Source organism: Mycobacterium sp. 050134 (assembly GCF_036409085.1).
Lineage (GTDB): Bacteria > Actinomycetota > Actinomycetes > Mycobacteriales > Mycobacteriaceae > Mycobacterium.
Window position 1 is genome coordinate 154,961 of record NZ_JAZGLV010000012.1, and the last position, 25,924, is coordinate 180,884.

The following is a 25,924-nucleotide window of genomic DNA, read 5'->3' on the forward strand; positions in this document are numbered from 1 at the left end:
AACCGTCTGCGACGACACGCCGAAACGCGGAGCAGCCGTTTATATCTGGTGGGGCCCGCCGGCGCCGGGCGATCGATCGCGAAACGGTAACAGGGGCGTACCGATATGGGCCCGCGGTCTGGCACAACGCGGAAGTTCCACAAATCATGGGACGAGCGCCTTTTGAGGATCCGGGGCCGCGACGACGCGCAAGTACGGATCCCTAGTCCGGGTAGCGGATTTCGTTACGGCGCAACAGGAGGTAACCACGGCATGATGGCGAACTGGATTCCCGCCCAAACTTCGTTCGGCCCGCATTCGGGCCGGATACTCGACACCGCCCGCGGCATTCTCATCGGTCTTCGCCGGTGCCCCTCGGACGCCGCGTTCGACGAACTGCACAGTGCCGCACTTCGTCACAAGGTCCCGGTGTTCGCCATGGCCTGGGCACTGGTGCACCTGGCCGGCGAGGGCGAGAAGACCCCCAGCTTCACCGATGCCCAACGCGCCGCTCGTCGCGAGTGGGGTTCGCTGTTCGGCAGGCCGGCCGCAGTGAGCTGCTGAGTTGGCACGGCCGGGGTCCTGGGGGGTACCGCGGCCGGCCAACTCGGCCAAAAGCGTTGGGGCCGACTACCCGACATCCGCGGGAACGTGGTCCACGCAGTCCACCCGAAGCTCGTCGACCGGCAGCGCGCTGTCGTAGAACTTGCACCAATAGCTGCGGGGCCCCAACACCCCTAACTGGGTGCACGTGCTGCAGGCCCGGCTGACGGAGACCAGCCCTGCACCATGCAGTTTCCCGATCAGTGTCACCAATCCGTCGAGGAGCGCTTCCGCTTCGGCGCGGTCCAGCCGTGACGCCGCGACTTCCGCCGGGGCGGTCCACCGCGAAGCGCTCGCGGCGATCCGGCGCCCAGACGCCGTGAGGACCAGCTGCCGGCTCCGGCCGTCGTCGGGGTCACGGCGGCTCGTCACGAGCTTCTTGCGGAGCAGTGCGGCGACGGCGTCGCTGACGGTGGCGTCCGAGACATTGAGCTCCTGAGCCAGCGCGCTGCTGCGCGCCTGCGGCGGCGGCCCCACATACAACCACACCAGCACCCGCATCTGGGTGCTGGACAGCTCGTGACGATCCGCAACCCGCCGCGCGAGCACATGCAGCGCGTCACCGACCTCGTCCAGCGCGGCAATAACCTTCGAATCCAGGCTGGGGTGGCGCTCGCCGATGTGCTTCACGGCGTGCTCCCGAGCGGGCGCAATCGCTCACGCATACGGCACGCTCCTCGACTTCAGTGATTCGTCTCGACGATGCTCGCGGGCAGGCCGTCGGCCGTCACCAGCGAAAATCAGGATGATCGAATATGTAGGACTCCTTGGTATCACCGCTAGCATAGTGCGAGAACGTCCGCCGATGACACGAGGACCCGCAGATGCCGAAACTATCGCGCAGCGACTGGTACGACCTGGCCCGCGACACCAACTGGACCTTCCGCTATGTCAGCGAAGACGACGTCTTCCCCGAAGACCTCTCCGGCACGAAGCGGGTCCCCACCGAGGCCTGGCTCAAGTGGGACGAGCCCTACAAGATCGGTTATCGGGAGTACGTGCACAACCAAGTCACCAAGGACACCACGACGTACTCGCTGAAGAACACGATCCGGCGCTCGACGCTATTCGACAAACTCGATCCCGGCTGGAAATCGGTGATCGTCGCGCACTACGGCGCCATCACGATGCCCGAATACCTGGCGTCGATCGGGGAAGCGCGGATGGGGCGGTTCGGGCGCGTCGCCGCCTGGCGTAACACCGCCACCTTCGGCACCCTCGACGAGGTCCGGCACGGCCAGATTCAGGCGTTCTTCCCCTACGGCCTCCTCGACAAAGAACCGCGCGGCGACTGGGCGCTGAAAGCCTTTCACACCAACGAGTGGATCGTCCTGGCGGTGCGCTACCTGTTCGACGACATGTTCGTGGCCAACGACGCCGCGTCCATCGCGCTCCAGCTGACCTTCACGCTCGAAACCGGCTTCACCAACCTGCAATTCCTGGGCATGGCCGCCGACGCGATCGACGTCGGCGACTTGGAATTCGGCGCCCTGATCTCGTCGATCCAGACCGACGAGGCACGCCACGCCCAACAGGGCGAGCCGACGATCAAGGTGCTCATCGACAACGGCCAGAAGGACTGGGGTCAATTCCTGATCGACCACATGTTCTGGCGGTCGTGGCGGGTCTTCGCGCTGTTGACCGGGCTGTCGATGGACTACTACACGCCACTGGAAAGCCGCCGGATGTCGTTCAAGGAGTTCATCGAGGACTGGGTGGTCAAACAGTTCGCCGACCAATTCCGTGACTTCGGTCTCGAACACCCCTGGTACTGGGACGAATTCATCAACGAACTGACCTGGTATCACCACGCCATTCATCTGGGGGTGTGGTACTACCGGCCCACCGTGTGGTGGAATCCCGACGCCGGTGTCTCGGCGGCGGAACGGCTCTGGCTGGAAGAGAAGTACCCCGGTTGGAACCGGGACTTCGGGCGGCATTGGGACGTCATCACCGAGAACGTCCGCGCGGGCGACATCGCGGCGACGCTTCCCGAAACCCTGCCGATCACGTGCAACCTGTGCCAACTGCCGATCGTGCGGGCGGCGGGGGTCATCGTGGGTGCGCACACCGACCCGGCGCCGTTGAGCCACATCCACAACGGCCGCAGATACCTGTTCTGCTCCGAACCGTGCCGCTGGATCTTCACCCAGCGCCCCGAGCGATTCGCCGGGCACCAGTCGCTGATCGACCGCGTGCTCTCCGGCGAAATCAGCCCACCCGACCTCGGCACCGTGCTGCAATACTTCGGCCTCTCCCCGGACGAGCAGGGCCAGGACGCCGACAATTACGCCTGGGCGCGGGAAAGCTGAGGGGGACGACCGTGGCGCTGCTTCCGCTGACCGCGCTGTTTCGCGGCGACGTTCTCGAGTTGCTCATTCCCGTCGACGACGCCGACACCGTCGAGCAGGTGGGCCGGCAGGTCGCCCATCACGTCGTCGGCCACCGCGTGGCGCGCCGGGACGCGCCGCTCCTGGTCCGCCATGCCGGTCGAATCCTGGCGCCGGAGGCCATCATCGGGGCCTCGGGCGTGCAGCCGCTGGATCACATCGAGGTGGCGTACGGTGACTGACCGGTACGACCCGGCTCCCGATTGGAGGGTCGTGGCCACCATGGACGAGCTGTGGGAGGGCGACGTCGGTGAGTTCTATGTCGGCGATGTTCCGATCCTGTTGGTGCACTTGCGAACTGGTGAGCTTCGGGCGTTCGCCGGCACGTGCCCGCACGCCGGCTTCCCGCTGGCCGACGGTGACGTCAACGGCAACGTGCTGACCTGTTCGGCCCACAGTTGGGAATTCGACCTCGACACCGGCGCCGGGCTCAACCCGGACAACTGTCGGCTGCAGCCCTATCAGGTTCGCCGCGACGGTGACCGCATCGTCGTGGCGATACCGCAGAATGGAGAGGCTCGTGACGTCGTCAACCGATGAACGCAAGCTGGTCGGACCGATCGTCCGCGGCTTCGACCCCGACATCGTGAGCGCCCTGACCGAGGCGATCCAGGCCGACAACCCCGACGCCGAAATCCTCGTCGAAGATCACTCGGGCTACGTCCGTATCCACGCGCCGTCGTTCCTGAAGGTGACCCGGGTCAGCCTGGAATTGGCCGCGGGCCAGCGACTCCCGTTGTCTGCACTCGAGCCCGCGATCGCCGGATTCGCCGGCCGGATGCGCTATGTCGGCGACGACGAACTGCATTGGTATCTGGACAGGAAGGATTGAGCCGATGACCACTGCGTCACCGCGCCGACTCAAGACGTGGAGCATCTCCGGTGACACCCGGCGCAAACCCACCGAGTACGAAATCGTCACCGGTCAATTCCACTACCACTTCAACCGCAAGCCGGCACCGTTCGACCTCGATCCCGACAGCCCGATCAACCGCTGGTACCTCGATCACCGCGAGGGGTCACCGCTGCGCGCCGACGATTGGGAGGGTTTCCGCGACCCGGCGGCGCTGAACTATCGGCGGTACATCGCCCTGCAGCACGAGCGCGAGATCTACGCCGAGGGGGTGGTCGACCACTACGAGGCGCTCGACCACGACGAGCATCTCGATGCCGAATGGGTCGAGATCCTGGGCCGCATCTACGTTCCCGCGCGGTTCGTCTTCCACATTCTGCAGATCACCGGTCTCTACGTGGGCCAGCTGGCGCCCAGCGCCTACATCACGAATGCGGCATTCTTCCAGGCCGCCGACGAGCTCCGCGCGTTGCAGTGGATCGCCTACCGCGCCAAGTCCCTGTCGCTGACTCATGGCGCGGCGCTGGCGGATTCCGAAGCGACACGCGCGATCTGGGAGAACGACGACGCCTGGCAACCCGCACGGGAAGCCCTGGAGCGGCTGTTGGTTGCCTACGACTGGGGTGAGGCCTTTACGGCGCTGAACCTTGTCGTCAAGCCGACCCTCGATGCGCTGTTCAAGGAGGTCCTGCCCGAGCTGGCGACCGCGCACGGCGACGGGCTGACCGCCGTTCTGCTTCGGGAATCGGGGGTGGACACCGCCCGCAGCCAGGACTGGAGCGCCGCGCTGGTCCGCTACGCCGTCGCGGCGAATCCCGCCAATGGCGACGTCATCGCGGACTGGCGCAGCGCATGGCAGCCGTTGGCCGACCGCGCGGTCGCCGGGTTGGCGACCGTACTCGCGACCGCTCCGCGGTCGGCCGATCCGGCGGCGGTCCGCCGCCAGGTAGACGCGTCGGTGGCCCGTTTCGGTACCACCTTCGACACCGGGGGCGGCTAGCGCGTCCAGGCGGCAGATTCGGCGGCCTTGCGCAACGCCTCGGTGATGCGACGCTCCTTCTCGGCGAAACGCTCCGTCGGCGCCGGCACCGAGATGGCGACCACGCCGTCGCCCGCGGTGCGCCGCGCGATGGCCGCCGCCGAGATTCCGGGCGTGTGCTCGTCACGGTCGAAAGCGATTCCGGTCCGGCGGATCTCGTCGATTTCGTCGTGCAACCGTACGGCGGCTTCGGGCGCGAGCCGGGAAATCAGGGTTCGGGCGTCCCCGTCGTCGAGCGCCGCCAAGGCGGCCTTGCCGTTCGCGGTCGACTCCAGCGGGAAGCGGACGCCGACCGCGGAGACCGCCCGCAGGCGGTGCGACGACTCGATCTGGTCGATGAACCACATGCGCTGGCCGCGCAGGACCGACAGGTCGACCGTCTCGCCCTCGGTCGCGCGGGCCACCCGCTCGATCGTGGGCCGAAAGAACGCCGCGATGTGGGCCCCGTCGGCCCGCCCGTAGCCCAGCAGCCGCTCGCCGAGGGCAAACCGGCCCTGGGAATCGACGCTGGCCAAGCCCACCTCGACGAGGCCGACCAGCAGGCGGCGAACCGTCGACTTGGCCAGCCCCAGCCGCTCACCGAGGTCGACCAGGCGCAGCCGTCCCGGCTCCGCGGCGATCTCGTCAAGCGCGGCGGCGGCGCGCCGTAACACCTGGATGCCCTCGTCGCGACCAGTTGGCAAACTTTCCCCCATCGGTTGCACCACTCCACTATAGTGTTCCGCATCACGGATCATGAAGACCGAAATGCGGATCAAAGGAGTTCCCATGGGCGCGCTACCGGCCGGGCGGCACTTTTTCCGGACCGACGACGGGTATGAGGCCGCCCGACGCGGCACGGTATGGCACCAGCGGGTGCCCGAGCGCTACCCGGAGGTGATCGTCCAGGCGGTCGACTCCGCCGACATCGTCGCTGGCCTCCGGTACGCCAAGGCCAACGGGCACAAGGTCAGCATCGTCTCGGGCGGTCACAGCTTCGCGGCCAGCCACCTGCGCGACGGCGCGGTGCTGCTCGATGTCAGCCGCCTCGATCACGCCACCATCGATGCCGAGAAGAGGACGGCCGTCGTCGGCCCGGGCAAGGGCGGCAGCCTGCTCATGGCCGACCTGGAGGCGCATGGTCTGTTCTTTCCCGGTGGCCACTGCAAGGGCGTCTGCGTCGGCGGGTACCTGCTGCAGGGCGGATACGGCTGGAACAGCCGGGTCTTCGGCCCCGCATGCGAGAGCGTCATCGGCCTCGACGTCATCACCGCCGACGGGGAACGGGTCCATTGCGACGCCGAGACCCACCCCGACCTGTTCTGGGCCGCCCGCGGCGCCGGGCCGGGCTTCTTCGGTGTGGTGACCTCCTTCCACCTGAAGCTCTATCCCCGGCCCGCCGCCTGCGGCACCAGCGTGTACGTCTATCCGTGGGACGTGGCCGACGAGGTCTACACGTGGGCGCGTGGTATCAGCGCCGAGGTCGACCGTCGGGTGGAGATGCAGGCCATCGCCACCCGCAGCCTCCCGGAGATGGGCGTCGACCGTCCCGGCATCGCTTTCGCGTCGCCGGCCTTCGCCGACTCCGAGGAGGAGGCCGAGCAGGCCCTCGCCATCTTCGGCAGCTGCCCGGTCGTGGACAAGGCGCTGGTCAAGGTTCCGTACATGCCGACGGACCTGCCCACCTGGTACACCGCCGTGATGACCCACTACCTCGCCGACTATCGCTACACGGCGGACAACATGTGGACGTCGGCGTCGGCCCAGGACCTGCTGCCGGGCATCCGGACGATCCTGGAAACCATGCCGCCCGCCCCGTCGCACTTCCTCTGGCTGAACTGGGGCCCGTCCCCCCAGCGCCAGGACATGGCCTACAGCGTCGAAGACGAGGTCTACCTGGCGCTCTACGGGTCATGGAAGGACCCGGCCGACGACCAGAAGTACGGTGACTGGGCCGGCTCCCGGATGGCGGCCATGTCGCACCTGGCCACCGGCATCCAGCTGGCCGACGAGAACCTGGGCAACCGGCCGGCGAGGTTCGCCACCGACGAGGCGATGGCGCGGCTGGACAAGACGCGGGCCGCCTACGATCCGGACGGCCTGTTCAACAGCTGGATGGGACGCCTCTGATGAGCGCCGGCTTGTACCTCGGCTACCGCAACGACGACGCCAACACCCCGTTCGGCAAGTTCTTCAACCCGCAGATGGCCCCGCTGCCGGGCCACGTGGTCGAGGCCCTCCATCACGGCCCGCAGGGCGGCATGGCCCTGGTGGCGTTCGACGACGCCGCGAGCGTCGCGGAGCCGGGATACCAGGAGACGGAAAACGGCTACGGCGTCCTCACCGACGGCAGCTTCGCGGTGGCGGCGCGCACCGACATGCCCGGGGTCACGCCCGCGATGTGGGCGTGGTGGTTCGGCTGGCACGGCTGCGACACCCGCCGCTACAAGCTCTGGCACCCGCGCGCGCACCTGTCGGCCGAGTGGAAGGACGGGGAACGGGGACGGGAGTACATCGGCCGCTGGTCGATGATCAGCGAGTACATCGGCTCGACCCTGCTCAACGGCGCGATTCAATTCGTCGAACCGGCGGCCCTCGGCCTACCGCCGGACGGCGAGGACGCGGTAGCGATCTGCGCCCGGCTAGGCTCCGGCGACGCCCCGGTCGACGTCGGATGGTTCGTCCACCACGTCCGCGCCACCCCGACCGGCGCCGAGATGCGCTCGCGGTTCTGGATGGGCGGGCCGCACATCGCCGTCCGCAACGCCCCCGGCATGGCCTCGCGCGCCGTGCGCCCCATCGCGTCGCGCATCCTGGGCTCGGCCGAGGCCACGGCCCGCAACCTGCTGGTGCACTGCGCGCAGGAGATGAATCACCTCGCGGGATTCCTGCCCGAGTTGCACGGGATGTTCGGCGCCGAGTAGCGCGAAAATCGCGGCGGCGGAAGGCCCGCCGCGCTCAGGGCGAAGGCTTCGCCGCCTGCGGCAGGCGCACCACCACGAACGCCTCGACGGCCGTCGCCTGTTCGAAGCCCTCGACCTCCACGCGCCATTCGTAGAGCCCGGGCTCCAGCGGTATGCCGGCCGGGATGTTCAACGCGAGCGGCATGCGCACCGATGTTCCGTGGATCGCCCCGGGGGGACGACCGGCCTCCGCGGAGGCCTCGAACGAAATACGTTGCGGTCCTTGAGTTCCCACTACCGTCACCGGCTCACCGTCGGTGGTCAGCAGCTGACAGGTCAACTTGTGCGGTTTGTTGGTCTCGTCCCAGTCGATGTCCAGGAACAGCACCAACGCGAAAGGGGGAGTGGGCGTTTGGCATTGCCGCCAGCCCAGCCCGAGGGCGTGGACCTTCCCCGATTGGGCGTCGGCCTGGGCCGCGTCCGCGAGAAACAGGGTGATCTTCATGCGCCGGCCGGAGCCACAATCGATCGTTCGGTCCTCACCGCGACATCTACCCCTCCCGTGGCCGCATCCTCACGAGATCGTAGCCTGCCCGCGTCGATCGGACGCGCCTGGTGCCGGGCTGACCACCGGGGACCTCGGCGTCCCTCGGTGGCGGGGGTGTCAGGTGTTGTCGTTCTTCGGTGCGGGGGCGTCGCCGCTGGTCAGCTTCTCGGGGCAGTAGGCCTGTGCCGCGAGCGCGGTGAACTTCGCGGCTCCGTCACCCTGGAACCCCGGGTTCTTCTCCTGCAGGTTCTTGACGATCTCGGCCCCGTCCATGCCGTTGTCGGCCAACGTGCACACCGACTTGCCCGCGGTTACGGCACGGTCCGGGCTCATGTAGACCAGCCCGGCCTGGCTGAGCGTGTTGAGGAACGCCTGATCCTTGCTCGTCAGGTCCGCGTGGGCCGGGGCGGCAGCGCCGATCGCCACGGCGATGCCGGCCAGTAGCAATGCCTTCTTCATAGTTTCGTGATTGTTCCAAAGCGACGGGCGGATCGGGCCAACGGAAACTTAACGGAACCTGGACGGTGCCTGCCCGCCAGATGAAATGGCGGCGGGCCTATTCGGCGGGCGGCAGTTGCCGCGGCCCTTCGGGCGCGCCGAGCCGGCGCGGCCCCTCTCGCTCGACCAGCTCCACTCGGGGCTCGCGCTCCGCGGACCCGAGCGTTCGGCCGCCCGCGCCCTCCGCCGGCGTGCCCGCCAGGGCCGCGTAGTCCGTTTCGCGCACACGGGACGAGGCGACGCGGCCGGCCGGGGGCGCGGACTCGGCGGGCTCGGTGGCCCGCGATTCTTGCGGCGGCGGGGCCTCGGCGCTGTCGGAGTCGACCGTCACCTTGCGCGTGCGCCTGAACGCGAAGGTGATCTCCTCGACCTCTTCGAACACCTGCCGCGCGGTGCGCAGCGGCGCGGTCGTGTTGTCGATCACCCGCGCGACCAAGGGCGGCACCAGGGGCCGAACCCAGCGGGCCGCAGCCCTCGTGGCGTCCGGCAGCGACGGGATCAGTGGGGCCGCCCGATCCTCGTGCCGTTCGATGTCCGCCGCGCTCTCGAGCGGCGCCGGCAGGTCTTCCGGGGTGCGCACCTGGTTGCCCTCGCCGGCGGGGAGCGCGGCGACGGCGCGGCTGGCGGCGGCCTCCGCCTCGGCGGCGATCGGCAGATAGATGTCCTCGGCCGCCGGCCCCACGCCAAGCACGGACGGTGCGGGCGCCGGCCGTTCGAGGGCCTCCTGGACCCGCCGGCGCTGCCGCTCACGATCGATCTCGATCTGCGCCTCGACGGCGAGCCGGGCCTGCGTGAGTTGGTGTTCAGCCCAAAGGATCTCGGCCTCGCGACGCACCTCGGCCCGCTTGACGGCGATCGCGGTGTCCGCCTCCAGTTCGGCGCGTTCGCGCTCCGCGCGCGCCCTCGCCCGGCGATCGTAGGTGGTCTGGCCGCGCCACAGCCCGAGGATCAGGGGCAGCAGGTAGAGCAGCGCGCAGGCCGCGTCGGTCGCCAGCCGCAGGGACAACGCCCCGGCATCGGCTGCCGTGAGTCGGTTCATGGCGACCCAGCGGGCGCCCAGGCCGCGTCCGGCACCGGCGACCTGGGCCCGGCGCGCATCGTCGACGGCCCGCTGCGCGTTCGAGAGCCGGGCATCCAGTTCGGGCGACTGGCGGTCCCGGGCCGCCACCGCGTCGCTCAGCTGCCGCTGCGCGCCGGCGAGAAGGTCGTTGGCCGTGCGTGTTTCGGGCCCGGAGCCCGGCACGCCGGTGATCTGCGTCTGCGGGCAGGCCGGGGTGGGGTGGTACTCGCAGCGCGCCACGACGAGGGCCCGGTCCTCGTGCTCGCGGGCGTCGTCGACGGCCCGGTCCAGGGCGCCGCGCGCGTCCCTGGCCTGCTGCAGGGCGGCCGACGCCTGCGCGACCGCCGGCGCCGACTCGGCGGCGCGCAGGGCCGCTTCGTCCAGGCGGTGATCGATGGCACCGGAGAACACCGCGAGCGCGGCGAGCTCGCCGACCACGACTCCGACCAACGCCGCGACCGCCGCGCGCCCAACGAGCGCCCCGCGCCCGCGGCCGGGGCCACCGGCCGTGGCCCGGGTGATCGCGCCGACCAGCACGCCGAACGCCAGGGCCGGCGCGAGCACGGCCGGCGCGGGCCAGCCCGTCGACTCGCCCAGGGCCAGGCCGGCCACCGCCCAAGCGATCGCAGCGCCGACGAGGACGATCGCGCCGGCGACGGCGTGGGCGGACCTTTCGTGGTCCTCGCCGAGCTCGCGCCGGTGTCCGCCGCCGAGCCAGGTGAGCAGGGCCCCGGCCCCGGACAGGGCCCGCGGCGCAGCCGGGCCGGGCTCAGTGTTTTCGTGGGCGCCCATCAAACTCCAACACCTCCAAACCATCAGGGTCCCAGGACGCCGGCCGACACACCGAATCGAACGGCCCGGCTGTGGCGGGCTTCACACACGGGGACGGCGCGCGGGCCGCGTGGCCGTGGTAGGTGGCCACCGACCCACGGGCGGCTGGGGGGCCAAATTTCCTGCGACGCGAGCGGATCAGCGACCGATCGGTCGGGCGACGTGAGACGGTATAAGCCTATGCAAAACCATGATTATGTCACCTACGAGGAATTCGGCCGGAGATTCTTCGAGGTCGCGGTCACGCCCGAGCGCGTAGCCGCCGCGTTCGCCGATATCGCGGGCAACGAGTTCGCGATGGAGCCGATCGCGCAGGGGCCGGGCAAGATCGCCAAGGTCAGCGCGAACGTGAAGATCGAGGACCCGCGAGTCACCCGCCGGCTCGGCGACACCATCACCTTCGTCATCCACATCCCACTGTCCATCGACCTGCTGCTCGACCTGCGGCTCGACAAGCAACGCTTCAAGGTGTCCGGCGACATCGCCCTGCGCGCCACCGCCCGCGCCGCCGAGCCGCTGCTGCTGATCGTCGACGTCTCCAAGCCGCGGCCCTCCGACATCACCGTCAACGTCTCGTCGAAGTCCATCCGGGGCGAGGTGCTGCGCATCCTCGCCGGCGTCGACGGCGAGATCCGGCGCTTCATCGCGCAGTACGTCGCCGAGGAGATCGACGCGCCGCACTCGCAGGCCGCGCAGGTGATCGACGTCGCCCACCAGCTGCAGGAGGCCTGGCCCTAGGGCGCCCGGCGTTTCCGGTTCGCCCCGCCCGGGTACCAACGGGTTGAGGCCCGCACCGTGGATCGCAGCATCGAGCCGGGCTCCCAAGTTTCAGGAGGACTGAGAAGTTGGCACGCGTAGACGTTTCCATGTCGTCGGGTCTGGACCCGGGGGCCGCCTGGAAGCTGGCCTCCGATCTGCGCCGATTCGACGAGTGGATGACGATTTTCGCCGGCTGGCGCGGGGAGGTCCCGTCCGCGATCGAAGAGGGCACGTGCGTCTCGTCCTGCGTCAAGGTCAAGGGCTTCCGCAACGTCATTCACTGGCGGGTCACCCGATACGACGAACCGAAAGAGATTGAGCTGCAAGGCCGCGGACGCGGGGGAGTTCGCATCGGGGTCGCCATGAGGGTCGTCGGCAACTCCGACGGCTCGGAGCTGCACCTCACCGCCGACATCCGGGGCGGGGTGCTCAGCGGACCGGTCGGCGGCCTGGTCGCCCGGGTGCTGCGCAGCGACGTCCGCCAATCCGTGAACAACCTCGCCGCGCTGCAGTGACGATCGCGGGGTAGCGGCGCAGCGTCACCGCGCCGGGTGGCTGACCACCCAGTCCCGTTCGGCCTGCCGAATCCGCCTGCGGTCCATGGACAGCCAAGCCAGGCCGGCGCCGAAGCCGAGTAGTGCGAGAGTGCCCGAGGTGACACCCGCCCCGGCATGACCGAGCGCGAAATTCGCCACGCACACAACGAAAGCCAGCACCGCGCCCGCGACGAGCAGCAGTCCCGGCGTCTGCGGGGAGTCCGGCATCGGCTTGTGGGCTCCCTCGACATCGACAGGGCTGCGCGCGTTGTGCCCCATGAGCGCCTCCTCTGCGGTCGCTTCCGGTCGACCATCGCTTGAATTACCCGGAACGCCGCCGGCACAAACGACCTCGGGACCGTGGCGGCGCTAGGGAGGGGCGTGCGGGCGCAGCCGGCGCACCCGACCGGTTTCGATGGCGTTGATCGTCAAGGCTCGCCGGCTGATCCGCCAACCCACATCGGTCAGCGCATACTCGTCGTCGTAACGCAGATGCCAGGCCACGTTGACCAATTCGTCGCCGCGCCGGTCCCAATGGTGGGCGATGCAGGCTACCCGCCCGGTGGCGGTGCCCGGCCGCGCGGCGCCGTCGTAGACCTCGCCGACAATCGCGTGCTCGGTGCGCTCGACCGCCGCCGCGGCGGCTACAGCGGCCGCGATGGCATCCGGTCCCCGGTGCCGCCGGACCGGCCCGAGTTCGCCAGGCGGATCCGGCACCGCCAGCTCCGCCTCGTCGGTGAAAAGCGCTGCAGCGGCGCTGAATTCGCGATCATCGACGTTGGCCGCGTAGCGGTGCACGAGGTCGCTGAGGGCGTCGCGCACGTCGGTGGACAGGATCATCGCGGTCCGGGCGACAGCGACAGCCGTTGCGCGCAGGCCGACAGCATGTCCTTGGCCTGCTCAAGGTCGGCGGTCGGCGGCATGCTCAGCACGATCCGGTCGGCCCCCTGCTCGACCAGGCCGCCCGCGCGGTCGCCGTCGATCTTGGTGACCAGGTGGCCCAGGGACACCTCCAGCGCCTCCGGGTCGCGGCCCGCCGCGACCGCTTCCTCACGCATCAGTGCGATCAGCGACGCCAGCTCGGGGCCGGCCACGCCGAGCGGCTGGAAGCCGTCCCCAAGCCGTCCGGCGCGGCGGGCCGCAGCCCGGCTGTGCCCCCCGATATGGACAGGAAGACGTTCGGCGGCAACGGGTTTCGGAAATGACGTCACGTTGTCGAAGTTGAAGAACTCGCCGTGGTGCGACGCACCCTCTGGTCGGCCCGCCCAGAGCGCCCGCAGGACCGCCAGCTGCTCGTCGGAGCGCCGGCCGCGGCTGTCGAAGGCGGCGCCGCAGGCCTCGACCTCCTCCCTGAGCCACCCGACGCCCACGCACAACCGCAGCCGGCCGCCCGACAGCACGTCCACGGTCGCCGCGCGCTTGGCGAGCATCACGGGATGGTGGTTGGGCAGCACGAGCACCCCGGTCGCCAACCCGAGCCGGCTGGTCTGGCCCGCCAGGAATGCCAGCATCTCCAAGGGATCGGGGATGGGACAGTCGGCCGGCATCCCGACCCGCCCCGACCTGTCGTACGGGTACACGCTGTCGTACTGGGTGGCCAGAACAGTGTGCTCCACCACGACGATCGATTCGAAGCCACACAACTCGAGGTGGCGCGCGAAGCCCACCATCCATTCGGGGTCCGCGGTGACGCCGTCGGTCACCGGGGCGACGACCGAAACCTTCATGGCCGTGAACCTACCGGGCAGGCAGGGCGAGACCGCTCAACCGGCGGGGAGATCGCCACCCGCGCCCCGACCCCGGACTTCGGCGGCGGGCGGGGCGATGCCGGCGCGGACGGCCTCGGCCAGCGCTGCCGCCCGGCGGTCGGTGAAGACGTCCTCGAGCAACATCGGGCGGCCGTCCGGGCCCGTCAGCGGCACCCGCCAGTTCGGATACTGGTCGACCGTGCCGGGTTGGTTCTGGGTCCGGCGGTCGCCCACCGCGTCGGTCAGCGCCGCCGCCACCAGTCGCGACGGCGTCCTGCACACGTACCGGTGCAGCGCCAGGATGATCGCTTCGGGGTCGTCGTCGCCTTCGCCGAGCAGACCGACCCGGCGCAGCTCGGCGAGCCAGGAGGCCAGCTCAGCGCGGCTGGATTCCAGCTCTTCGGTGGCGGGGCGGGTCAGCAGGCCGAGGGAGTCGCGCAGCCGCACATGGTCACCGGCCAGGTAGCCGGTGGTCGGCGGCAGGTCATGGGTGGTGACCGAGGACAGGCAGTACTCCCGCCAGCGTTCGGCCGGTAACGGACCGCCGGTGCCGTCGCGGTCCAGCTCGAACCACAGGATCGAGGTGCCGAGCACCCCCCTCAGTAATAGGTAGTCGCGCACCCACGGTTCGACGGTGCCGAGATCCTCGCCCACCACGACCGCGCCGGCGCGGTGCGCTTCCAGGGCGACGATGCCGATCATCGCCTCGTGGTTGTAGCGCACGTAGGTGCCCTCGCGGGGCTTGGCGCCATCGGGGATCCACCACAGCCGGAACAGCCCGATGATGTGGTCGATCCGCACCCCGCCGGCATGCCGCAGCACCGACCGGATCAGCGCCCGGAAGGGCTGGTATTCCCGCTCTTCGAGCCGGTCGGGCCGCCATGGCGGCTGCGACCAGTCCTGGCCGAGCTGATTGAACTCGTCGGGCGGCGCGCCCGCGGTCACGCCCAGCGCCAGCACGTCCTGCATGGCCCAGGCGTCGGCGCCGGCGGGGTGTACCCCGACTGCCAGGTCGTGCACGATGCCCAGTGCCATCCCCGCGCGCACCGCCTGCGACTGGGCCGCGGCCAGCTGCTCGTCGAGCTGCCACTGCAGCCACCGATGAAAGTCGACGGCGTCCGCGTGTTTCCGGACGAACTTGGCGACCCCCTTGCCGGCCGGGTGCCGCAGCGACTCCGGCCAGTCACGCCAGTCGCTGCCATACTCCTCGGCCAGCGCGCACCACGTGGCGAAGTCGTCGAGGGCGCGGCCCTCCCGCTCGCGGAACGCCGCGTAGGCCAGTTCCCGGCCCGCTGACCGGCGCACCCGGTGGACCATCTCGAGGGCTTCCCGTTTGGCAGCCCACGCGCCGTCCCGGTCGATGCCGTCGACCCGCGCGGCCCTGCGCTGGACATCGGACCGCAACCGGCGCACCCGGCTCCGTTTGAGCAGGTCGGCGAACTCGGGGACGGCTTCGACGCGCAGGTAGAGGGGATTGAAGAAGCGCCGGGAGGTGGGCAGGTAAGGCGACGGCTCCATCGGCGCCACCGGGCTCGCCGCATGCAGGGGATTGACCAGCAAGAAATCGGCGGCGTGGCACGACGCCGACCACACCGCCAGGTCGCTCAGATCGGTCAGGTCGCCGACTCCCCACGATCCGCGCGACCGCACGCTGTAGAGCTGGACGGCCAGCCCCCATGCGCGACGGGCGCCCAGCCGCTCCGGCAGGCCGAGCCAGTCCGGCGTCATGATCAGCGCCGCGCTGGCCCGGGCGCCGCCGGACCGCAGGTGCACCCGGTGATAGCCGACCGGCAGGTCTGCGGGCAGCACGAAGCTGGCCTCGCCGACGAGACGGCCGTCCAGGTTGAACGGGGGAGTGAAGTTGTCGACCTGTTGTGCGCACGCGCGCACCGTGCCGTCCTCGAGCGCCAACCACACCTCGGCGGGGTCGCCGTGCGTCACGTGCACCCAGAACTTCGTCGGGGCGCCGGTGCGCCCGACGATCGTCGGCGGCAGCTCGCGGGCCCAGTACGCGCGCAGCTCTGTCACCAGGGCCTCGTTGCGGTCCCGCTCGCTGCCGGCGGCGACGCCGAGGGCCGCGAGCACGGCCGTCAGGGTGGTCTCGGGGACCGGGACCCTGCGGCCGGTCCAGTCCTCGTACTCCGTGGCGATGCCATACCTGCGGGCGAGTTCCACCAGCGAGGGCGCGAGCTCCGTCATACCGGTCATCGTGGCAGGGTTCGGTCGCCGCGACTCGGTACGCGGGCGATTCGTTTCCCGGCGCGCTGTCCCCGGGGCACCGGACGTTTCGCCGAAAGCAGTGATTCGGCGGGACGGGGCGGGCGTTCGCGGCTAGCATGAGACCGGCGGATCCGGTTGGGGGGTCAGTGGTGCACACGGAAACTGCAGTTCAGCGGCGCAAGCCGCGGACGGCCTCGCCGGTGACCGGCGACCTGACGAAGCGGCGGGATTCGTGCGAACAACAAGATGAAATAGCTGGCGGGAGCGGCGCCGCGTGGCGAGGGTCCCACGGGTGCCTTACGGTTGTCACGGTTGTGGGAAGTAAGTCGCGCTTGACTGGTCCACAGGGACCTTATCCAGGCGTTCTAGCAGACCGGATGGTGAAATAACGTGGCGGAAGAGAGTCGCGGGCAGCGCGGGTCGGGGTACGGCCTCGGGCTGTCGACGCGGACGCAGGTTACGGGCTATCAGTTCCTTGCCCGCCGGACCGCGATGGCGCTGACCCGGTGGCGCGTCCGCATGGAGATCGAGCCCGGACGGCGGCAGACCCTGGCCGTGGTGGCGTCGATCTCCGCGGCGCTGGTGATCTGCCTCGGCGCGCTGCTGTGGTCGTTCATCAGCCCTTCCGGCCAGATCAACGAGTCGCCGATCATCGCCGACAAGGACTCAGGTGCGTTGTACGTCCGGGTGGGCGACAAGCTGTACCCGGCCCTGAACCTGGCGTCGGCGCGGCTGATCACCGGCCGCCCCGACAATCCCCACCCGGTGCGGTCGAGCCAGATCGCCAGCATGCCGCACGGGCCGCTCGTCGGAATCCCCGGCGCGCCCAACCACTTTGCGCCCAAGAGCCCCACGACGTCGTCGTGGTTGGTGTGCGACACCGTCGGCTCGACCGGGGTCGGCGTGCCGTCCGGCGTGACGGTGACCGTCATCGACGGCACCCCAGACCTGAGCAACCACCGCCGGGTCCTGAACGGTTCGGACGCCGTCGTGCTGAACTACGGCGGCGACCCCTGGGTCATCCGGGAGGGCCGCCGGTCGCGGATCGACGCGACCAACCGGTCGGTGCTGCTGCCGCTCGGGCTGACGCCGGAACAGGTCAGCATGGCCAAGCCGATGAGCCGGGCCCTGTTCGACGCGCTGCCGGTGGGCCCCGAACTGACGGTGCCGGAGATCCAGAACGCGGGCGCCGCCGCGACGTTCCCCAATGCCCCCGGGCCGATCGGCACGGTGATCGTCACCCCGCAGATCAGTGGGCCGCAACAGTATTCGCTGGTGCTGGCCGACGGCGTGCAGACGCTGCCCCCGCTCGTGGCCCAGATCCTGCAAAATGCCGGGCCGGGCAACACCAAGCCGGTGACCGTGGAACCGTCCGCGCTGGCGAAGATGCCGGTGGTCAACAAGTTGGACCTGTCCTCCTACCCGGACACCCCGCTCAACGTGATGGACATCCGGGAGAACCCCGCCACCTGCTGGTGGTGGGAGAAGACCTCCGGTGAGAACCGCGCGCGGGTCCAGGTCGTGTCCGGGCCGACCATCCCGGTCGGTCAGAAGGACATGTCCAGGGTGGTGTCGCTGGTGAAGGCGGACAGCACCGGACGCGAGGCCGACCAGGTCTACTTCGCCTCGGACCACGCGAACTTCGTGGCCGTCACCGGCAACGACCCCGGCGCCAAGACGACGGAGTCGCTGTGGTGGCTGACCGATGCCGGCGCCCGGTTCGGGGTGGACGACACCCGCGAGGCGCGCGAGGCCCTCGGCCTGAAGACCCAGCCCAGCCTGGCGCCGTGGGTGGCGCTGCGGCTGCTGCCGCAAGGCCCCACGTTGTCCCGAGCGGACGCGCTGGTGGAGCACGACACCCTTCCGATGGACATGTCCCCTGCAGAGTTGGTGGTACCTAAGTGAAACGTGGTTTTGCACGGCCGACGCCGGAGAAGCCGCCGGTCATCAAGCCGGAGAACATCGTCCTCCCGACTCCGCTGAGCATTCCGCCGCCGGAGGGCAAGCCCTGGTGGCTGGTGGTGGTCGGCGTGCTGGTGGTCGGCCTGTTGATCGGCATGGTCTCGATGACCTTCGCCAGTGGGTCCCACGTCTTCGGCGGCGCCGGCGCCATCTTCCCGATCTTCATGATCGGTGGCGTCGCGATGATGATGTTCGGCGGCCGGTTCGGCGGCCAGCAGCAGATGAGCCGGCCGAAGCTGGACGCGATGCGCGCCCAGTTCATGCTTATGCTCGACATGCTGCGCGAGACCGCGCACGAGTCGGCCGACAGCATGGACGCCAACTACCGCTGGTACCACCCGGCACCCACCACGCTGACCGCCGCGGTGGGCTCGCCGCGGATGTGGGAGCGCAAGCCCGACGGCAAGGACCTCAACTTCGGGGTCGTCCGGGTCGGCGTCGGCATGACCCGTCCCGAGGTGACCTGGGGTGAGCCGCAGAACATGCCGACCGACATCGAGCTCGAGCCGGTGACCGGTAAGGCCCTGCAGGAATTCGGCCGCTACCAGAGCGTCGTCTACAACCTGCCGAAGATGATCTCGCTGCTGGTCGAGCCCTGGTACTCGCTGGTGGGCGACCGCGAGCAGGTGCTGTCGCTGATGCGGGCGATTGTCTGCCAGCTGGCCTTCTCGCACGGGCCCGACCACGTGCAGATGATCGTGGTGAGCTCCGACCTGGACGAGTGGGACTGGGTGAAGTGGCTGCCCCACTTCGGCGACCCCCGCCGCCAGGACGCCGCGGGCAACGCACGCATGGTGTACGCGTCGGTGCGCGAATTCGCCGCCGAGCAGGCCGAGCTGTTCGCCGGCCGTGGGTCGTTCACGCCCCGGCACGCCAGCTCGTCGGCGCAGACGCCGACGCCGCACACGGTGATCATCGCCGATGCCACCGACCCCCAGTGGGAGTACGTGATCAGCGCCGAGGGCATCGACGGTGTGACGTTCTTCGACCTGACCGGCGGGTCGATGTGGTCCTCGGTCCCGGAGCGGACGCTGCGGTTCGACGAACGCGGCGTGATCGAGGCGCTGCCCCGCGACCGCGACACCTGGATGGTGATCGACGAGAAGCCCTGGTTCTTCGCGCTCACCGACCACCTGAGCATCGCGGAGGCCGAGGAGTTCGCGCAGAAGCTGGCGCGCTGGCGGCTCGCCGAGGCGTACGAGGAGATCGGCCAGCGGGTGGCGCACATCGGCGCCCGCGACATCCTGTCCTACTACGGGATCGACGACCCGGCCGCCATCGACTTCCACGAGCTGTGGGGCGCGCGCACCGACACCATGGGCCGGTCCCGCCTGCGGGCCCCGTTCGGTAACCGGTCCGACAACGGCGAGTTGCTGTTCCTGGACATGAAGTCACTGGACGAGGGCGGTGACGGTCCGCACGGGGTCATGTCCGGAACCACCGGTTCGGGTAAGTCGACCCTGGTGCGGACGGTGATCGAATCGCTGATGCTGAGCCACCCGCCGGAAGAGCTGCAGTTCGTGCTCGCCGACCTCAAGGGTGGATCGGCGGTCAAGCCCTTCGCCGGGGTGCCGCACGTGTCCCGCATCATCACCGACCTGGAAGAGGACCAGGCGCTGATGGAGCGCTTCCTCGACGCGCTGTGGGGTGAGATCGCCCGCCGTAAGGCCATCTGCGACAGCGCCGGCGTCGACGACGCCAAGGAGTACAACTCCGTGCGGGCCAGGATGCGCGCCCGCGGGCAGGACATGCCGCCGCTGCCGATGCTCGTGGTAGTCATCGACGAGTTCTACGAGTGGTTCCGCATCATGCCCACGGCGGTCGATGTCCTCGACTCGATCGGCCGTCAGGGCCGCGCCTACTGGATCCACCTGATGATGGCGTCGCAGACCATCGAGAGCCGGGCCGAAAAGCTCATGGAGAACATGGGTTACCGGTTGGTGCTGAAGGCCCGCACCGCCGGTGCGGCGCAGGCGGCCGGTGTGCCCAACGCCGTGAACCTGCCGGCGCAGGCCGGTCTCGGCTACTTCCGGAAGAGCCTCGAGGACATCATCCGGTTCCAGGCCGAGTTCCTGTGGCGCGACTACATCCCGCGCGGGATCAACGCCGACGGCGAGGAGACGCCGGCGCTGGTGCACAGCATCGACTACGTGCGCCCGCAGCTCTTCACCAACTCGTTCACGCCGCTCGAGGTCAGCGTGCAGGGCCCCGACGTCGCGGCGACCAACGGGTCGAACGGCTCCCTCGGCGACCTGCTCGAGCCCGAGGCCGCCGAGGAGGACGAAGAGGGCATCAGGGTGCCGAAGGTGGGCACGGTGATCATCGATCAGCTCCGCAAGATCGACTTCGAGCCGTACCGGCTGTGGCAGCCGCCGCTGAGCCAGCCCATCGCCATCGACGAGCTGGTCAACCGCTTCCTTGGCCACGAATGGCAGCAGGACTACGGCACCGCGCAGGACCTGGTGTTCCCGATCGGGATCATCGACCGGCCGTTCAAGCACGACCAGCCGCCGTGGACGGTCGACACCTCGGGACCGGGCGCGAACGTGCTCATCCTGGGTGCCGGTGGGTCGGGCAAGACCACGGCGCTGCAGACGCTGATCTGCTCGGCCGCGCTGACGCACACCCCCGAGCAGGTCCAGTTCTACTGCCTCGCCTACAGCAGCACCGCCCTGACCACGGTCGCCCGCCTGCCGCACGTGGGCGAGGTGGCCGGTCCGACCGACCCCTACGGCGTTCGCCGCACGGTCGCCGAGCTGCTGGCCCTCGTTCGCGAGCGCAAGCGCACGTTCCTCGAGTACGGGATCGCCTCGATGGAGGTCTTCCGGCGCCGCAAGTTCGGCGGCGAGCCCGGCCCCGTGCCCAACGACGGGTTCGGCGACGTGTACCTGGTGGTCGACAACTACCGGGCGCTGGCCGAGGAGAACGAGGTCCTGATCGAGCAGGTCAACGTGATCATCAACCAGGGCCCCTCGTTCGGGGTGCACGTGATCGTCACCGCCGACCGGGAGTCGGAGCTGCGGCCGCCGGTGCGCAGTGGGTTCGGTTCGCGCGTCGAGCTGCGCCTGGCCGCGGTGGAGGACGCCAAGCTGGTGCGGTCGCGGTTCGCCAAGGAGGTTCCGGTCAAGCCGGGCCGCGGCATGGTGGCGGTCAACTACGTCCGCCTCGATGCCGACCCGCAGGCCGGCCTGCACACGCTGGTGGCCCGGCCCGCGCTGGCCCGCACGCCGAGGAACGTCTTCGAGTCCGACAGCATCGTCGAGGCGGTCAGCCGCCTGACGAGCGCCCAGGCGCCCCCGGTGCGCCGGCTGCCCGCGATCTTCGGCGTGCAGCAGGTGCGCGAGCTCGCCGCCCGCGACACCCGCCAGGGTGTGGGTGCCGGTGGGATCGCTTGGGCCATCTCGGAATTGGACCTGTCGCCGGTCTACCTCAACTTCGCCGAGAACTCGCACCTGATGGTGACGGGTCGGCGCGAGTGCGGGAAGACGACGACGGTGGCCACGATCATGTCCGAGATCGGCCGGCTGTACGCGCCCGGCTCCACCACCGCGCCCCCCACGTCGCAACCGTCGGCGCAGGTGTGGCTGGTCGACCCCCGCCGGCAGCTGCTGACCGTGCTGGGTTCCGACTATGTGGAGAAGTTCGCCTACAACCTCGACGGCGTGCAGGCAATGATGACGGAGCTGGCCGCCGTGCTGGCCGGTCGGGAACCGCCACCCGGGCTGTCGGCGGAGGAGCTGCTGTCGCGGTCGTGGTGGAGCGGTCCGGAGATCTTCCTGATCGTGGACGACATCCAGCAGCTGCCGACCGGTTTCGACTCGCCGCTGCACAAGGCCGCGCCGTGGGTCACCCGGGCCGCCGACGTCGGCCTGCACGTGATCGTCACCCGCAGCTTCGGTGGCTGGTCCTCGGCGGGCAGCGACCCGATGCTGCGGGCCCTGCACCAGGCAAACGCCCCCCTGCTGGTGATGGACGCCGACCCCGACGAGGGCTTCATCCGCGGCAAGATGAAGGGAGGCCCGCTGCCCCGTGGCCGAGGCCTGCTGATGGCCGAGGACACCGGCGTGTTCGTTCAGGTGGCGGCGACCGAGTTCCGAAAGTAAGGCCGGTCGGTGAAGCCGGGGCTGACTTCGGTCGGCCCCGGCTTCACCAACTCAGGGGAAGTTCCTTGAGCGCGAACGTCTTCGACGGGAACTTGATCTCGGGGGAGTAGTCGGCCGGCAGCTCGAAGTCGGGGATCTGGCTGAGCCATTCCGCGACGATGATCGTCAATTCGATCCGCGCTAGGTGGGAGCCCAGGCAGCGGTGTGGTCCGCCGCCGAACCCCCAGTGCCGGTGCACCTTCCCGTCCATCACCAGCTCGTCGGTAGACACCGAGTCGCTGCCGTCCCGGTTGATCGCCGCCATGCACAGCCTGACATGCGTTCCCGGCGGCAGGGTCATGCCGCCGATGGTGACGAACTGCGTGGTCACCCGCGGCGCGACCGGCGCCGACGGCTCCAGCCGAACGATCTCTTCGATGAAAACCCTTGTCTGCCTTGGATTGTCGCGCAGCTTGTCGCGCAGTTGGGGCCTGCGGGCCAGCTCGTACAGGGAGAAGCCGATCGCCGCGGTCACCGTGTCCAGGCCCGCCAGGATCAACAGGTGGCTCATGCCCAGCAACTCCAGGTCGGTGAACTCACCGTCGCTGGCGATAACTCGCGACAGCATGTCGGAGCCGGGGTTGCGGCGGCGCTCCTGGATCAGGTCGGCCAGGTAGGCCAGCAGTTCCTCGCCCTTGGCGATGTCGTCCGGGCTCAGGTATGGCTTGTCGGCGACGACCGCATCCTTCAGCGCGATCAGGTGGTCCCGATCCTCGAGCGGCAGGCCATAGAGGTCGAGGAACACCTGGAACGGGTACAGGCGGGCAAAGTCCGCCATGACCTCGCATTCCCCACTGCCCGCGAAGGCGGCGATCATCTCGGCGGCGTGACGCTGCAGGACCGGCCTAGACCGACTCAGTCCCTGCGGACTGAAGAACGGTTGCAAAACCTTCCGGTAGCGCGTGTGCTCAGGCGGGTCGAACGCCAGCGGCACCACGGGCAACGGGTAACCCGGGGGCTGCAGCGCCAGCCTCGACGAGAAGATCTGCGGGTTACGCAACGCGGCGAGCACGTCTTCGCGGCGCGTGAGGTAATAGTGGCCGTTCATGAAGACCACTGGCCCCGCGTCGCGCAGCGTTTTCCACCCGACACCCCGATCGGCGGACATCGGAAGCTTGAAGTAGTCGAGCCGCGGTAGATGGAATGTGCCCGGCTGGCTTTCGCCAAGAGTGCTCATGCGCCCTGATCTCCGCTTGTCTTAAGTGTCTTTGGGGTGCGCCACGACTGCGCGTCGGCTCGCGATGCCGTCGGTCTGGTGGCACACCAATATCGCACGATGACCTGGCCGTGACCACCGGGGGATGACGGCCAGGATCGGTCGACCGATTTCGGGCACCGTCTTCTACACTTTGTCGACGGACTGATCTGCCGATCGATGTGCACGTCCGGTTCGCCCGTTCTCCAACCGTCGAAGAAGGAATTCGCGTGAGGGTTCGTCTCGATAAGTCCAGGTGTGTGGGCCATGCCCAGTGTTATGCCGTCGATCCCGACCTGTTCCCCATCGACGAGTCGGGCTATTCGATCGTCGAGGAGCGCGAGGTCAGGCCCGAGGACGAGCAGCTCACCCGTGACGGCGTGGCCTCCTGCCCGGAGATGGCCCTGATCATCGAGGACGACTAGCGCGCCGGTTCCGCCTCACTTGGGCGCGGAATGACCGGCGTAAACGCGCGACCCGCCGGACCGAAAGCAAACCGGAGATGAACAAACGGTTGTTCCGAATGAACGGCGGTTAGCCGGGATTGAACAATCGTGGGCAGCGAATGAACAGTTGGAATCGCGTATCGGTGTCTCGGATGTGAACCGCTAATGTCGTTGGCGAGCGACAGTTCTGGCACCAACGAACTGTCGCTCGGTTGCTGACAGCGGGGGTGATTGGGGCTGATAGTGCGTGTCTTTCCTGATCAGAAATCCGGAAATGCTGATGGTAAGCCACATGACCGGACGCAGCGGATGAATGCGTTGTTTGCTGCCCACCACTCCTGCAAAAGGTTTGCTGGTCGAACCGTCCGGCCTGTCGGCAACATCCGAGAAGGTCAACGAAGCCCCGGTCTGAAAGACCTTTGACAAGGTCGTGCGCGCGACCGCCACAAGCTCATAAAGTTCTTATATGAGAGCCGGGATCGTCACCACGATCGCGGCCGAATGAGGAGGACACGGTGTTCGACTTCGGAGCGTTACCGCCCGAAATCAATTCCGGTCGTATGTATGCGGGTCCGGGAGCCGAGTCGATCATGGTTGCCGCGACGGCGTGGGACGCGCTGGCAGCGGAGTTGCAGACCGCGGCCAGCGGCTACAACTCGGTGATCACCGAGCTGACAAGCGCCCCGTGGGTCGGTCCGTCGTCCACCGCGATGTTGTCGGCCGTCGCCCCGTACGTGAGCTGGCTCAGTTCGGCGGCCGGCCTGGCCGAGGACAGCGCCAGCCAGGCCCGCGCGGCCGCAGGGGCGTTCGAGGCCGCCTTCGCGATGACCGTGCCCCCGCCGGTGATCGCCGCCAACCGCGTCCTGCTGATGACGCTGATCGCAACCAACTTCTTCGGGCAGAACACGCCGGCGATCATGGCCACCGAGGCCCAGTACCTGGAGATGTGGGCCCAGGACGCCGCCGCGATGTACGGCTACGCCGCCTCCTCGGCGGCCGCCACCCAACTGACGCCCTACCCGGCGCCACCCAACACAACCACCCAGGACGGAACCGCCAACCAGGGGCTGGCGGTTGCGCAGGCGGCCGCCCAGCCCGCCAGCAACTCCGGTCAGACAGCGGCGGCGACCACCACGCAGCTGACGCCGGCTGCGACCGTGCCCAACCTGCTCCAGGAGCTGTCCACCTACACGGCCACGAACTGGCCGTTCTCGATGATCCAGAACCAGATCAACGACTTCCTGATGTACGGGTTACCCACCCCGACCAACAACTGGTTCGGCATCGTCCCCGGCCTGTACAACGAGGCGCGGCAGTTCCTCCAGGCCTACTTCGGTGTCGGTATCGCGAACTTCGGCTGGTCGATCGGCCAGCAGCTCACGTTCGGTGCGGGTCAAACCGCGGGTGCGGGCGGTGCCTGGTTCCCGACGCCGCAGTTCGCCGGACTGCACCTGGGCGCCATCAGCGGGGTCAGCGCCGTCAGCGGCAACACCGGCAGTGGGGCGCTGTTGGCGAGCGCGGGCTCGGCCGGCAAGGTCGGCGCGCTGTCGGTTCCCGCCAGCTGGTCCAACCCGATGGCCGAGGCGACCCTCGTCAGCGCGGTGTCCGAAGAGACACCGGCCGCGGGGGCAGGCGGCAGCGGCGCGACCAACGGCCTGCTGCGCGGCATGCCGACCGGGGCCGTGGGACGGCGCAGCGCCAGCTACGGCTACACGAACAAATACGGGTTCAAGCACAGCGTGCTGACACGACCACCGTCGGCCGGATGACGAGCCCACATGAACACCAGTTGTCCACCAATGAACAGTTGGCGCTAAGGAGGCACGGGCCGACGGGATCCAATTAGTCTCACTAGTAAGCCCTGTCTGAATGAATTTCAGCAGCAGAAGCATTCCTTGAAGGTCACGAGCCTGAGGTAGAGGAGGGATTTTCAATGTCATTCGTTACCACGCAGCCCGAGGCGTTGGCTGCAGCGGCGGGCACTTTGCAAGGCATCGGCTCGGCGCTCAGCGCCCAGAACGCCGCCGCGGTCGCGCCCACCACCGGTGTGGTGCCCGCAGCCGCCGACGAGGTGTCGGCGCTGACCGCGGCGCAGTTCGCCGCGCACGCCCAGATGTACCAGGCCGTCAGCGCGCAGGCTGCGGCCATCCACGAGATGTTCGTCAACACCCTGGGCGTCAGCTCGGGGTCGTACGCGGCGACCGAGGCGGCCAACGCGGCCGCGGCCGGCTAAG

25 protein-coding genes are annotated in these 25,924 nt (G+C 69.1%); 15 read left to right on the forward strand and 10 right to left on the reverse strand.

Going from position 1 to position 25,924, the window contains the following annotated elements:
- Positions 1 to 252: 252 nt before the first annotated feature.
- Positions 253 to 543: an ANTAR domain-containing protein gene (locus tag SKC42_RS16275; protein WP_330965304.1), complete on the forward strand. Its 291-nt coding sequence runs from the start codon at positions 253 to 255 to the stop codon at positions 541 to 543.
- 66 nt (positions 544 to 609) lie between these two features.
- Here the strand turns inward: SKC42_RS16275 and SKC42_RS16280 are convergent, their stop codons facing one another.
- Positions 610 to 1,212 (reverse strand): MarR family winged helix-turn-helix transcriptional regulator, encoded by a 603-nt coding sequence (locus SKC42_RS16280; protein WP_330965305.1) that lies wholly within the window; start codon positions 1,210 to 1,212, stop codon positions 610 to 612.
- A gap of 194 nt (positions 1,213 to 1,406) precedes the next feature.
- Here SKC42_RS16280 and SKC42_RS16285 point away from each other — a divergent pair, with 194 nt between their 5' ends.
- The 5 genes from SKC42_RS16285 to SKC42_RS16305 are packed head-to-tail and all read left to right on the forward strand — an operon-like array spanning position 1,407 to position 4,825.
- A complete protein-coding gene (locus tag SKC42_RS16285) occupies positions 1,407 to 2,894 on the forward strand; it encodes an aromatic/alkene/methane monooxygenase hydroxylase/oxygenase subunit alpha (RefSeq protein ID WP_330965306.1) in 1,488 nt (495 codons plus the stop codon).
- Between the two features lie 11 nt (positions 2,895 to 2,905).
- Positions 2,906 to 3,154 (forward strand): toluene-4-monooxygenase system B family protein, encoded by a 249-nt coding sequence (locus SKC42_RS16290; RefSeq protein WP_330965307.1) that lies wholly within the window; start codon positions 2,906 to 2,908, stop codon positions 3,152 to 3,154.
- Positions 3,147 to 3,512 (forward strand): Rieske 2Fe-2S domain-containing protein, encoded by a 366-nt coding sequence (locus SKC42_RS16295; RefSeq protein ID WP_330965308.1) that lies wholly within the window; start codon positions 3,147 to 3,149, stop codon positions 3,510 to 3,512. Before SKC42_RS16290 ends, SKC42_RS16295 begins: the two co-directional genes overlap by 8 nt.
- On the forward strand, positions 3,493 to 3,804 hold the full coding sequence (locus tag SKC42_RS16300; RefSeq protein WP_330965309.1) for an MmoB/DmpM family protein: 312 nt from the start codon (positions 3,493 to 3,495) through the stop codon (positions 3,802 to 3,804). The genes SKC42_RS16295 and SKC42_RS16300 overlap by 20 nt, the downstream gene beginning before the upstream one ends.
- A gap of 4 nt (positions 3,805 to 3,808) precedes the next feature.
- Complete coding sequence (locus SKC42_RS16305) at positions 3,809 to 4,825, forward strand: aromatic/alkene monooxygenase hydroxylase subunit beta (RefSeq protein WP_330965310.1); 1,017 nt, start codon at positions 3,809 to 3,811, stop codon at positions 4,823 to 4,825.
- On the opposite strand, the gene SKC42_RS16310 is transcribed toward SKC42_RS16305, so the two are convergent.
- Complete coding sequence (locus SKC42_RS16310) at positions 4,822 to 5,559, reverse strand: IclR family transcriptional regulator (protein ID WP_330965311.1); 738 nt, start codon at positions 5,557 to 5,559, stop codon at positions 4,822 to 4,824. The two genes, SKC42_RS16305 and SKC42_RS16310, sit on opposite strands and share 4 nt — an antisense overlap.
- A 73-nt stretch (positions 5,560 to 5,632) precedes the next feature.
- On the opposite strand from SKC42_RS16310, the gene SKC42_RS16315 reads away from it, so the two are divergent.
- Positions 5,633 to 6,973: an FAD-binding oxidoreductase gene (locus SKC42_RS16315; protein WP_330965312.1), complete on the forward strand. Its 1,341-nt coding sequence runs from the start codon at positions 5,633 to 5,635 to the stop codon at positions 6,971 to 6,973.
- Positions 6,973 to 7,767 (forward strand): DAPG hydrolase family protein, encoded by a 795-nt coding sequence (locus tag SKC42_RS16320; protein ID WP_330965313.1) that lies wholly within the window; start codon positions 6,973 to 6,975, stop codon positions 7,765 to 7,767. The genes SKC42_RS16315 and SKC42_RS16320 overlap by 1 nt, the downstream gene beginning before the upstream one ends.
- 34 nt (positions 7,768 to 7,801) lie before the next feature.
- Here SKC42_RS16320 and SKC42_RS16325 read toward each other — a convergent pair whose 3' ends face one another.
- The 3 genes from SKC42_RS16325 to SKC42_RS16335 all read right to left on the reverse strand — a co-directional run bounded on the left by SKC42_RS16325 (position 7,802) and on the right by SKC42_RS16335 (position 10,643).
- The gene (locus SKC42_RS16325) at positions 7,802 to 8,251 is read right to left on the reverse strand and encodes a DUF6941 family protein (RefSeq protein WP_330965314.1); all 450 of its coding nucleotides are present in this window, start codon (positions 8,249 to 8,251) and stop codon (positions 7,802 to 7,804) included.
- Positions 8,252 to 8,410: 159 nt separating this feature from the next.
- Positions 8,411 to 8,752: a DUF732 domain-containing protein gene (locus SKC42_RS16330; RefSeq protein WP_330965315.1), complete on the reverse strand. Its 342-nt coding sequence runs from the start codon at positions 8,750 to 8,752 to the stop codon at positions 8,411 to 8,413.
- Positions 8,753 to 8,849: 97 nt separating this feature from the next.
- On the reverse strand, positions 8,850 to 10,643 hold the full coding sequence (locus tag SKC42_RS16335) for a DUF4407 domain-containing protein (protein WP_330965316.1): 1,794 nt from the start codon (positions 10,641 to 10,643) through the stop codon (positions 8,850 to 8,852).
- A 219-nt stretch (positions 10,644 to 10,862) separates the two neighbouring features.
- Between SKC42_RS16335 and SKC42_RS16340 the strand changes: the two genes are divergently transcribed.
- Both SKC42_RS16340 and SKC42_RS16345 read left to right on the forward strand, forming a co-directional pair.
- A complete protein-coding gene (locus SKC42_RS16340) occupies positions 10,863 to 11,420 on the forward strand; it encodes a hypothetical protein (protein WP_330965317.1) in 558 nt (185 codons plus the stop codon).
- Positions 11,421 to 11,527: 107 nt separating this feature from the next.
- On the forward strand, positions 11,528 to 11,956 hold the full coding sequence (locus SKC42_RS16345; protein ID WP_330965318.1) for a type II toxin-antitoxin system Rv0910 family toxin: 429 nt from the start codon (positions 11,528 to 11,530) through the stop codon (positions 11,954 to 11,956).
- Between the two features lie 24 nt (positions 11,957 to 11,980).
- On the opposite strand, the gene SKC42_RS16350 is transcribed toward SKC42_RS16345, so the two are convergent.
- The 4 genes from SKC42_RS16350 to malQ all read right to left on the reverse strand — a co-directional run bounded on the left by SKC42_RS16350 (position 11,981) and on the right by malQ (position 15,924).
- Positions 11,981 to 12,256, reverse strand: a complete 276-nt coding sequence (locus tag SKC42_RS16350; protein ID WP_442932168.1) for a LapA family protein — start codon at positions 12,254 to 12,256, stop codon at positions 11,981 to 11,983.
- Between the two features lie 90 nt (positions 12,257 to 12,346).
- Positions 12,347 to 12,817 carry a nuclear transport factor 2 family protein gene (locus SKC42_RS16355; RefSeq protein WP_330965319.1) on the reverse strand — a complete coding sequence of 157 codons (471 nt, stop codon included), beginning with the start codon at positions 12,815 to 12,817 and terminating at the stop codon, positions 12,347 to 12,349.
- Positions 12,814 to 13,704: an LLM class F420-dependent oxidoreductase gene (locus SKC42_RS16360; RefSeq protein ID WP_330965320.1), complete on the reverse strand. Its 891-nt coding sequence runs from the start codon at positions 13,702 to 13,704 to the stop codon at positions 12,814 to 12,816. The genes SKC42_RS16355 and SKC42_RS16360 overlap by 4 nt, the downstream gene beginning before the upstream one ends.
- A 36-nt stretch (positions 13,705 to 13,740) precedes the next feature.
- Positions 13,741 to 15,924, reverse strand: coding sequence for a 4-alpha-glucanotransferase (gene malQ / locus SKC42_RS16365; protein ID WP_330965321.1), 2,184 nt, complete (start codon positions 15,922 to 15,924; stop codon positions 13,741 to 13,743).
- A 411-nt stretch (positions 15,925 to 16,335) separates the two neighbouring features.
- Between malQ and eccB the strand changes: the two genes are divergently transcribed.
- Positions 16,336 to 17,850 (forward strand): type VII secretion protein EccB, encoded by a 1,515-nt coding sequence (gene eccB / locus SKC42_RS16370; protein ID WP_330965322.1) that lies wholly within the window; start codon positions 16,336 to 16,338, stop codon positions 17,848 to 17,850.
- Positions 17,847 to 22,010, forward strand: coding sequence for a type VII secretion protein EccCa (gene eccCa / locus SKC42_RS16375; protein WP_330965323.1), 4,164 nt, complete (start codon positions 17,847 to 17,849; stop codon positions 22,008 to 22,010). The genes eccB and eccCa overlap by 4 nt, the downstream gene beginning before the upstream one ends.
- A 43-nt stretch (positions 22,011 to 22,053) precedes the next feature.
- On the opposite strand, the gene SKC42_RS16380 is transcribed toward eccCa, so the two are convergent.
- Positions 22,054 to 23,226 (reverse strand): cytochrome P450, encoded by a 1,173-nt coding sequence (locus tag SKC42_RS16380; protein ID WP_330965324.1) that lies wholly within the window; start codon positions 23,224 to 23,226, stop codon positions 22,054 to 22,056.
- Positions 23,227 to 23,474: 248 nt separating this feature from the next.
- Here SKC42_RS16380 and SKC42_RS16385 point away from each other — a divergent pair, with 248 nt between their 5' ends.
- The 3 genes from SKC42_RS16385 to SKC42_RS16395 all read left to right on the forward strand — a co-directional run bounded on the left by SKC42_RS16385 (position 23,475) and on the right by SKC42_RS16395 (position 25,923).
- Positions 23,475 to 23,669 carry a ferredoxin gene (locus SKC42_RS16385; RefSeq protein WP_330965325.1) on the forward strand — a complete coding sequence of 65 codons (195 nt, stop codon included), beginning with the start codon at positions 23,475 to 23,477 and terminating at the stop codon, positions 23,667 to 23,669.
- A 536-nt stretch (positions 23,670 to 24,205) separates the two neighbouring features.
- On the forward strand, positions 24,206 to 25,459 hold the full coding sequence (locus SKC42_RS16390) for a PPE family protein (RefSeq protein ID WP_330965326.1): 1,254 nt from the start codon (positions 24,206 to 24,208) through the stop codon (positions 25,457 to 25,459).
- A gap of 164 nt (positions 25,460 to 25,623) precedes the next feature.
- Positions 25,624 to 25,923 carry a PE family protein gene (locus SKC42_RS16395; RefSeq protein WP_330965327.1) on the forward strand — a complete coding sequence of 100 codons (300 nt, stop codon included), beginning with the start codon at positions 25,624 to 25,626 and terminating at the stop codon, positions 25,921 to 25,923.
- Position 25,924: the final 1 nt, after the last annotated feature.

Coding starts and splice junctions, on each gene's coding strand:
- SKC42_RS16275 (WP_330965304.1), top strand. CDS start 253: ATGATGGCGAACTGGATTCCCGCCCAAACTTCGTTCGGCCCGCATTCG.
- SKC42_RS16285 (WP_330965306.1), top strand. CDS start 1,407: ATGCCGAAACTATCGCGCAGCGACTGGTACGACCTGGCCCGCGACACC.
- SKC42_RS16305 (WP_330965310.1), top strand. CDS start 3,809: ATGACCACTGCGTCACCGCGCCGACTCAAGACGTGGAGCATCTCCGGT.
- SKC42_RS16310 (WP_330965311.1), bottom strand. CDS start 5,559: ATGGGGGAAAGTTTGCCAACTGGTCGCGACGAGGGCATCCAGGTGTTA.
- SKC42_RS16315 (WP_330965312.1), top strand. CDS start 5,633: ATGGGCGCGCTACCGGCCGGGCGGCACTTTTTCCGGACCGACGACGGG.
- SKC42_RS16320 (WP_330965313.1), top strand. CDS start 6,973: ATGAGCGCCGGCTTGTACCTCGGCTACCGCAACGACGACGCCAACACC.
- SKC42_RS16325 (WP_330965314.1), bottom strand. CDS start 8,251: ATGAAGATCACCCTGTTTCTCGCGGACGCGGCCCAGGCCGACGCCCAA.
- SKC42_RS16330 (WP_330965315.1), bottom strand. CDS start 8,752: ATGAAGAAGGCATTGCTACTGGCCGGCATCGCCGTGGCGATCGGCGCT.
- SKC42_RS16335 (WP_330965316.1), bottom strand. CDS start 10,643: ATGGGCGCCCACGAAAACACTGAGCCCGGCCCGGCTGCGCCGCGGGCC.
- SKC42_RS16340 (WP_330965317.1), top strand. CDS start 10,863: ATGCAAAACCATGATTATGTCACCTACGAGGAATTCGGCCGGAGATTC.
- SKC42_RS16350 (WP_442932168.1), bottom strand. CDS start 12,256: ATGGGGCACAACGCGCGCAGCCCTGTCGATGTCGAGGGAGCCCACAAG.
- SKC42_RS16355 (WP_330965319.1), bottom strand. CDS start 12,817: ATGATCCTGTCCACCGACGTGCGCGACGCCCTCAGCGACCTCGTGCAC.
- SKC42_RS16360 (WP_330965320.1), bottom strand. CDS start 13,704: ATGAAGGTTTCGGTCGTCGCCCCGGTGACCGACGGCGTCACCGCGGAC.
- malQ (WP_330965321.1), bottom strand. CDS start 15,924: ATGACGGAGCTCGCGCCCTCGCTGGTGGAACTCGCCCGCAGGTATGGC.
- SKC42_RS16380 (WP_330965324.1), bottom strand. CDS start 23,226: ATGAGCACTCTTGGCGAAAGCCAGCCGGGCACATTCCATCTACCGCGG.
- SKC42_RS16395 (WP_330965327.1), top strand. CDS start 25,624: ATGTCATTCGTTACCACGCAGCCCGAGGCGTTGGCTGCAGCGGCGGGC.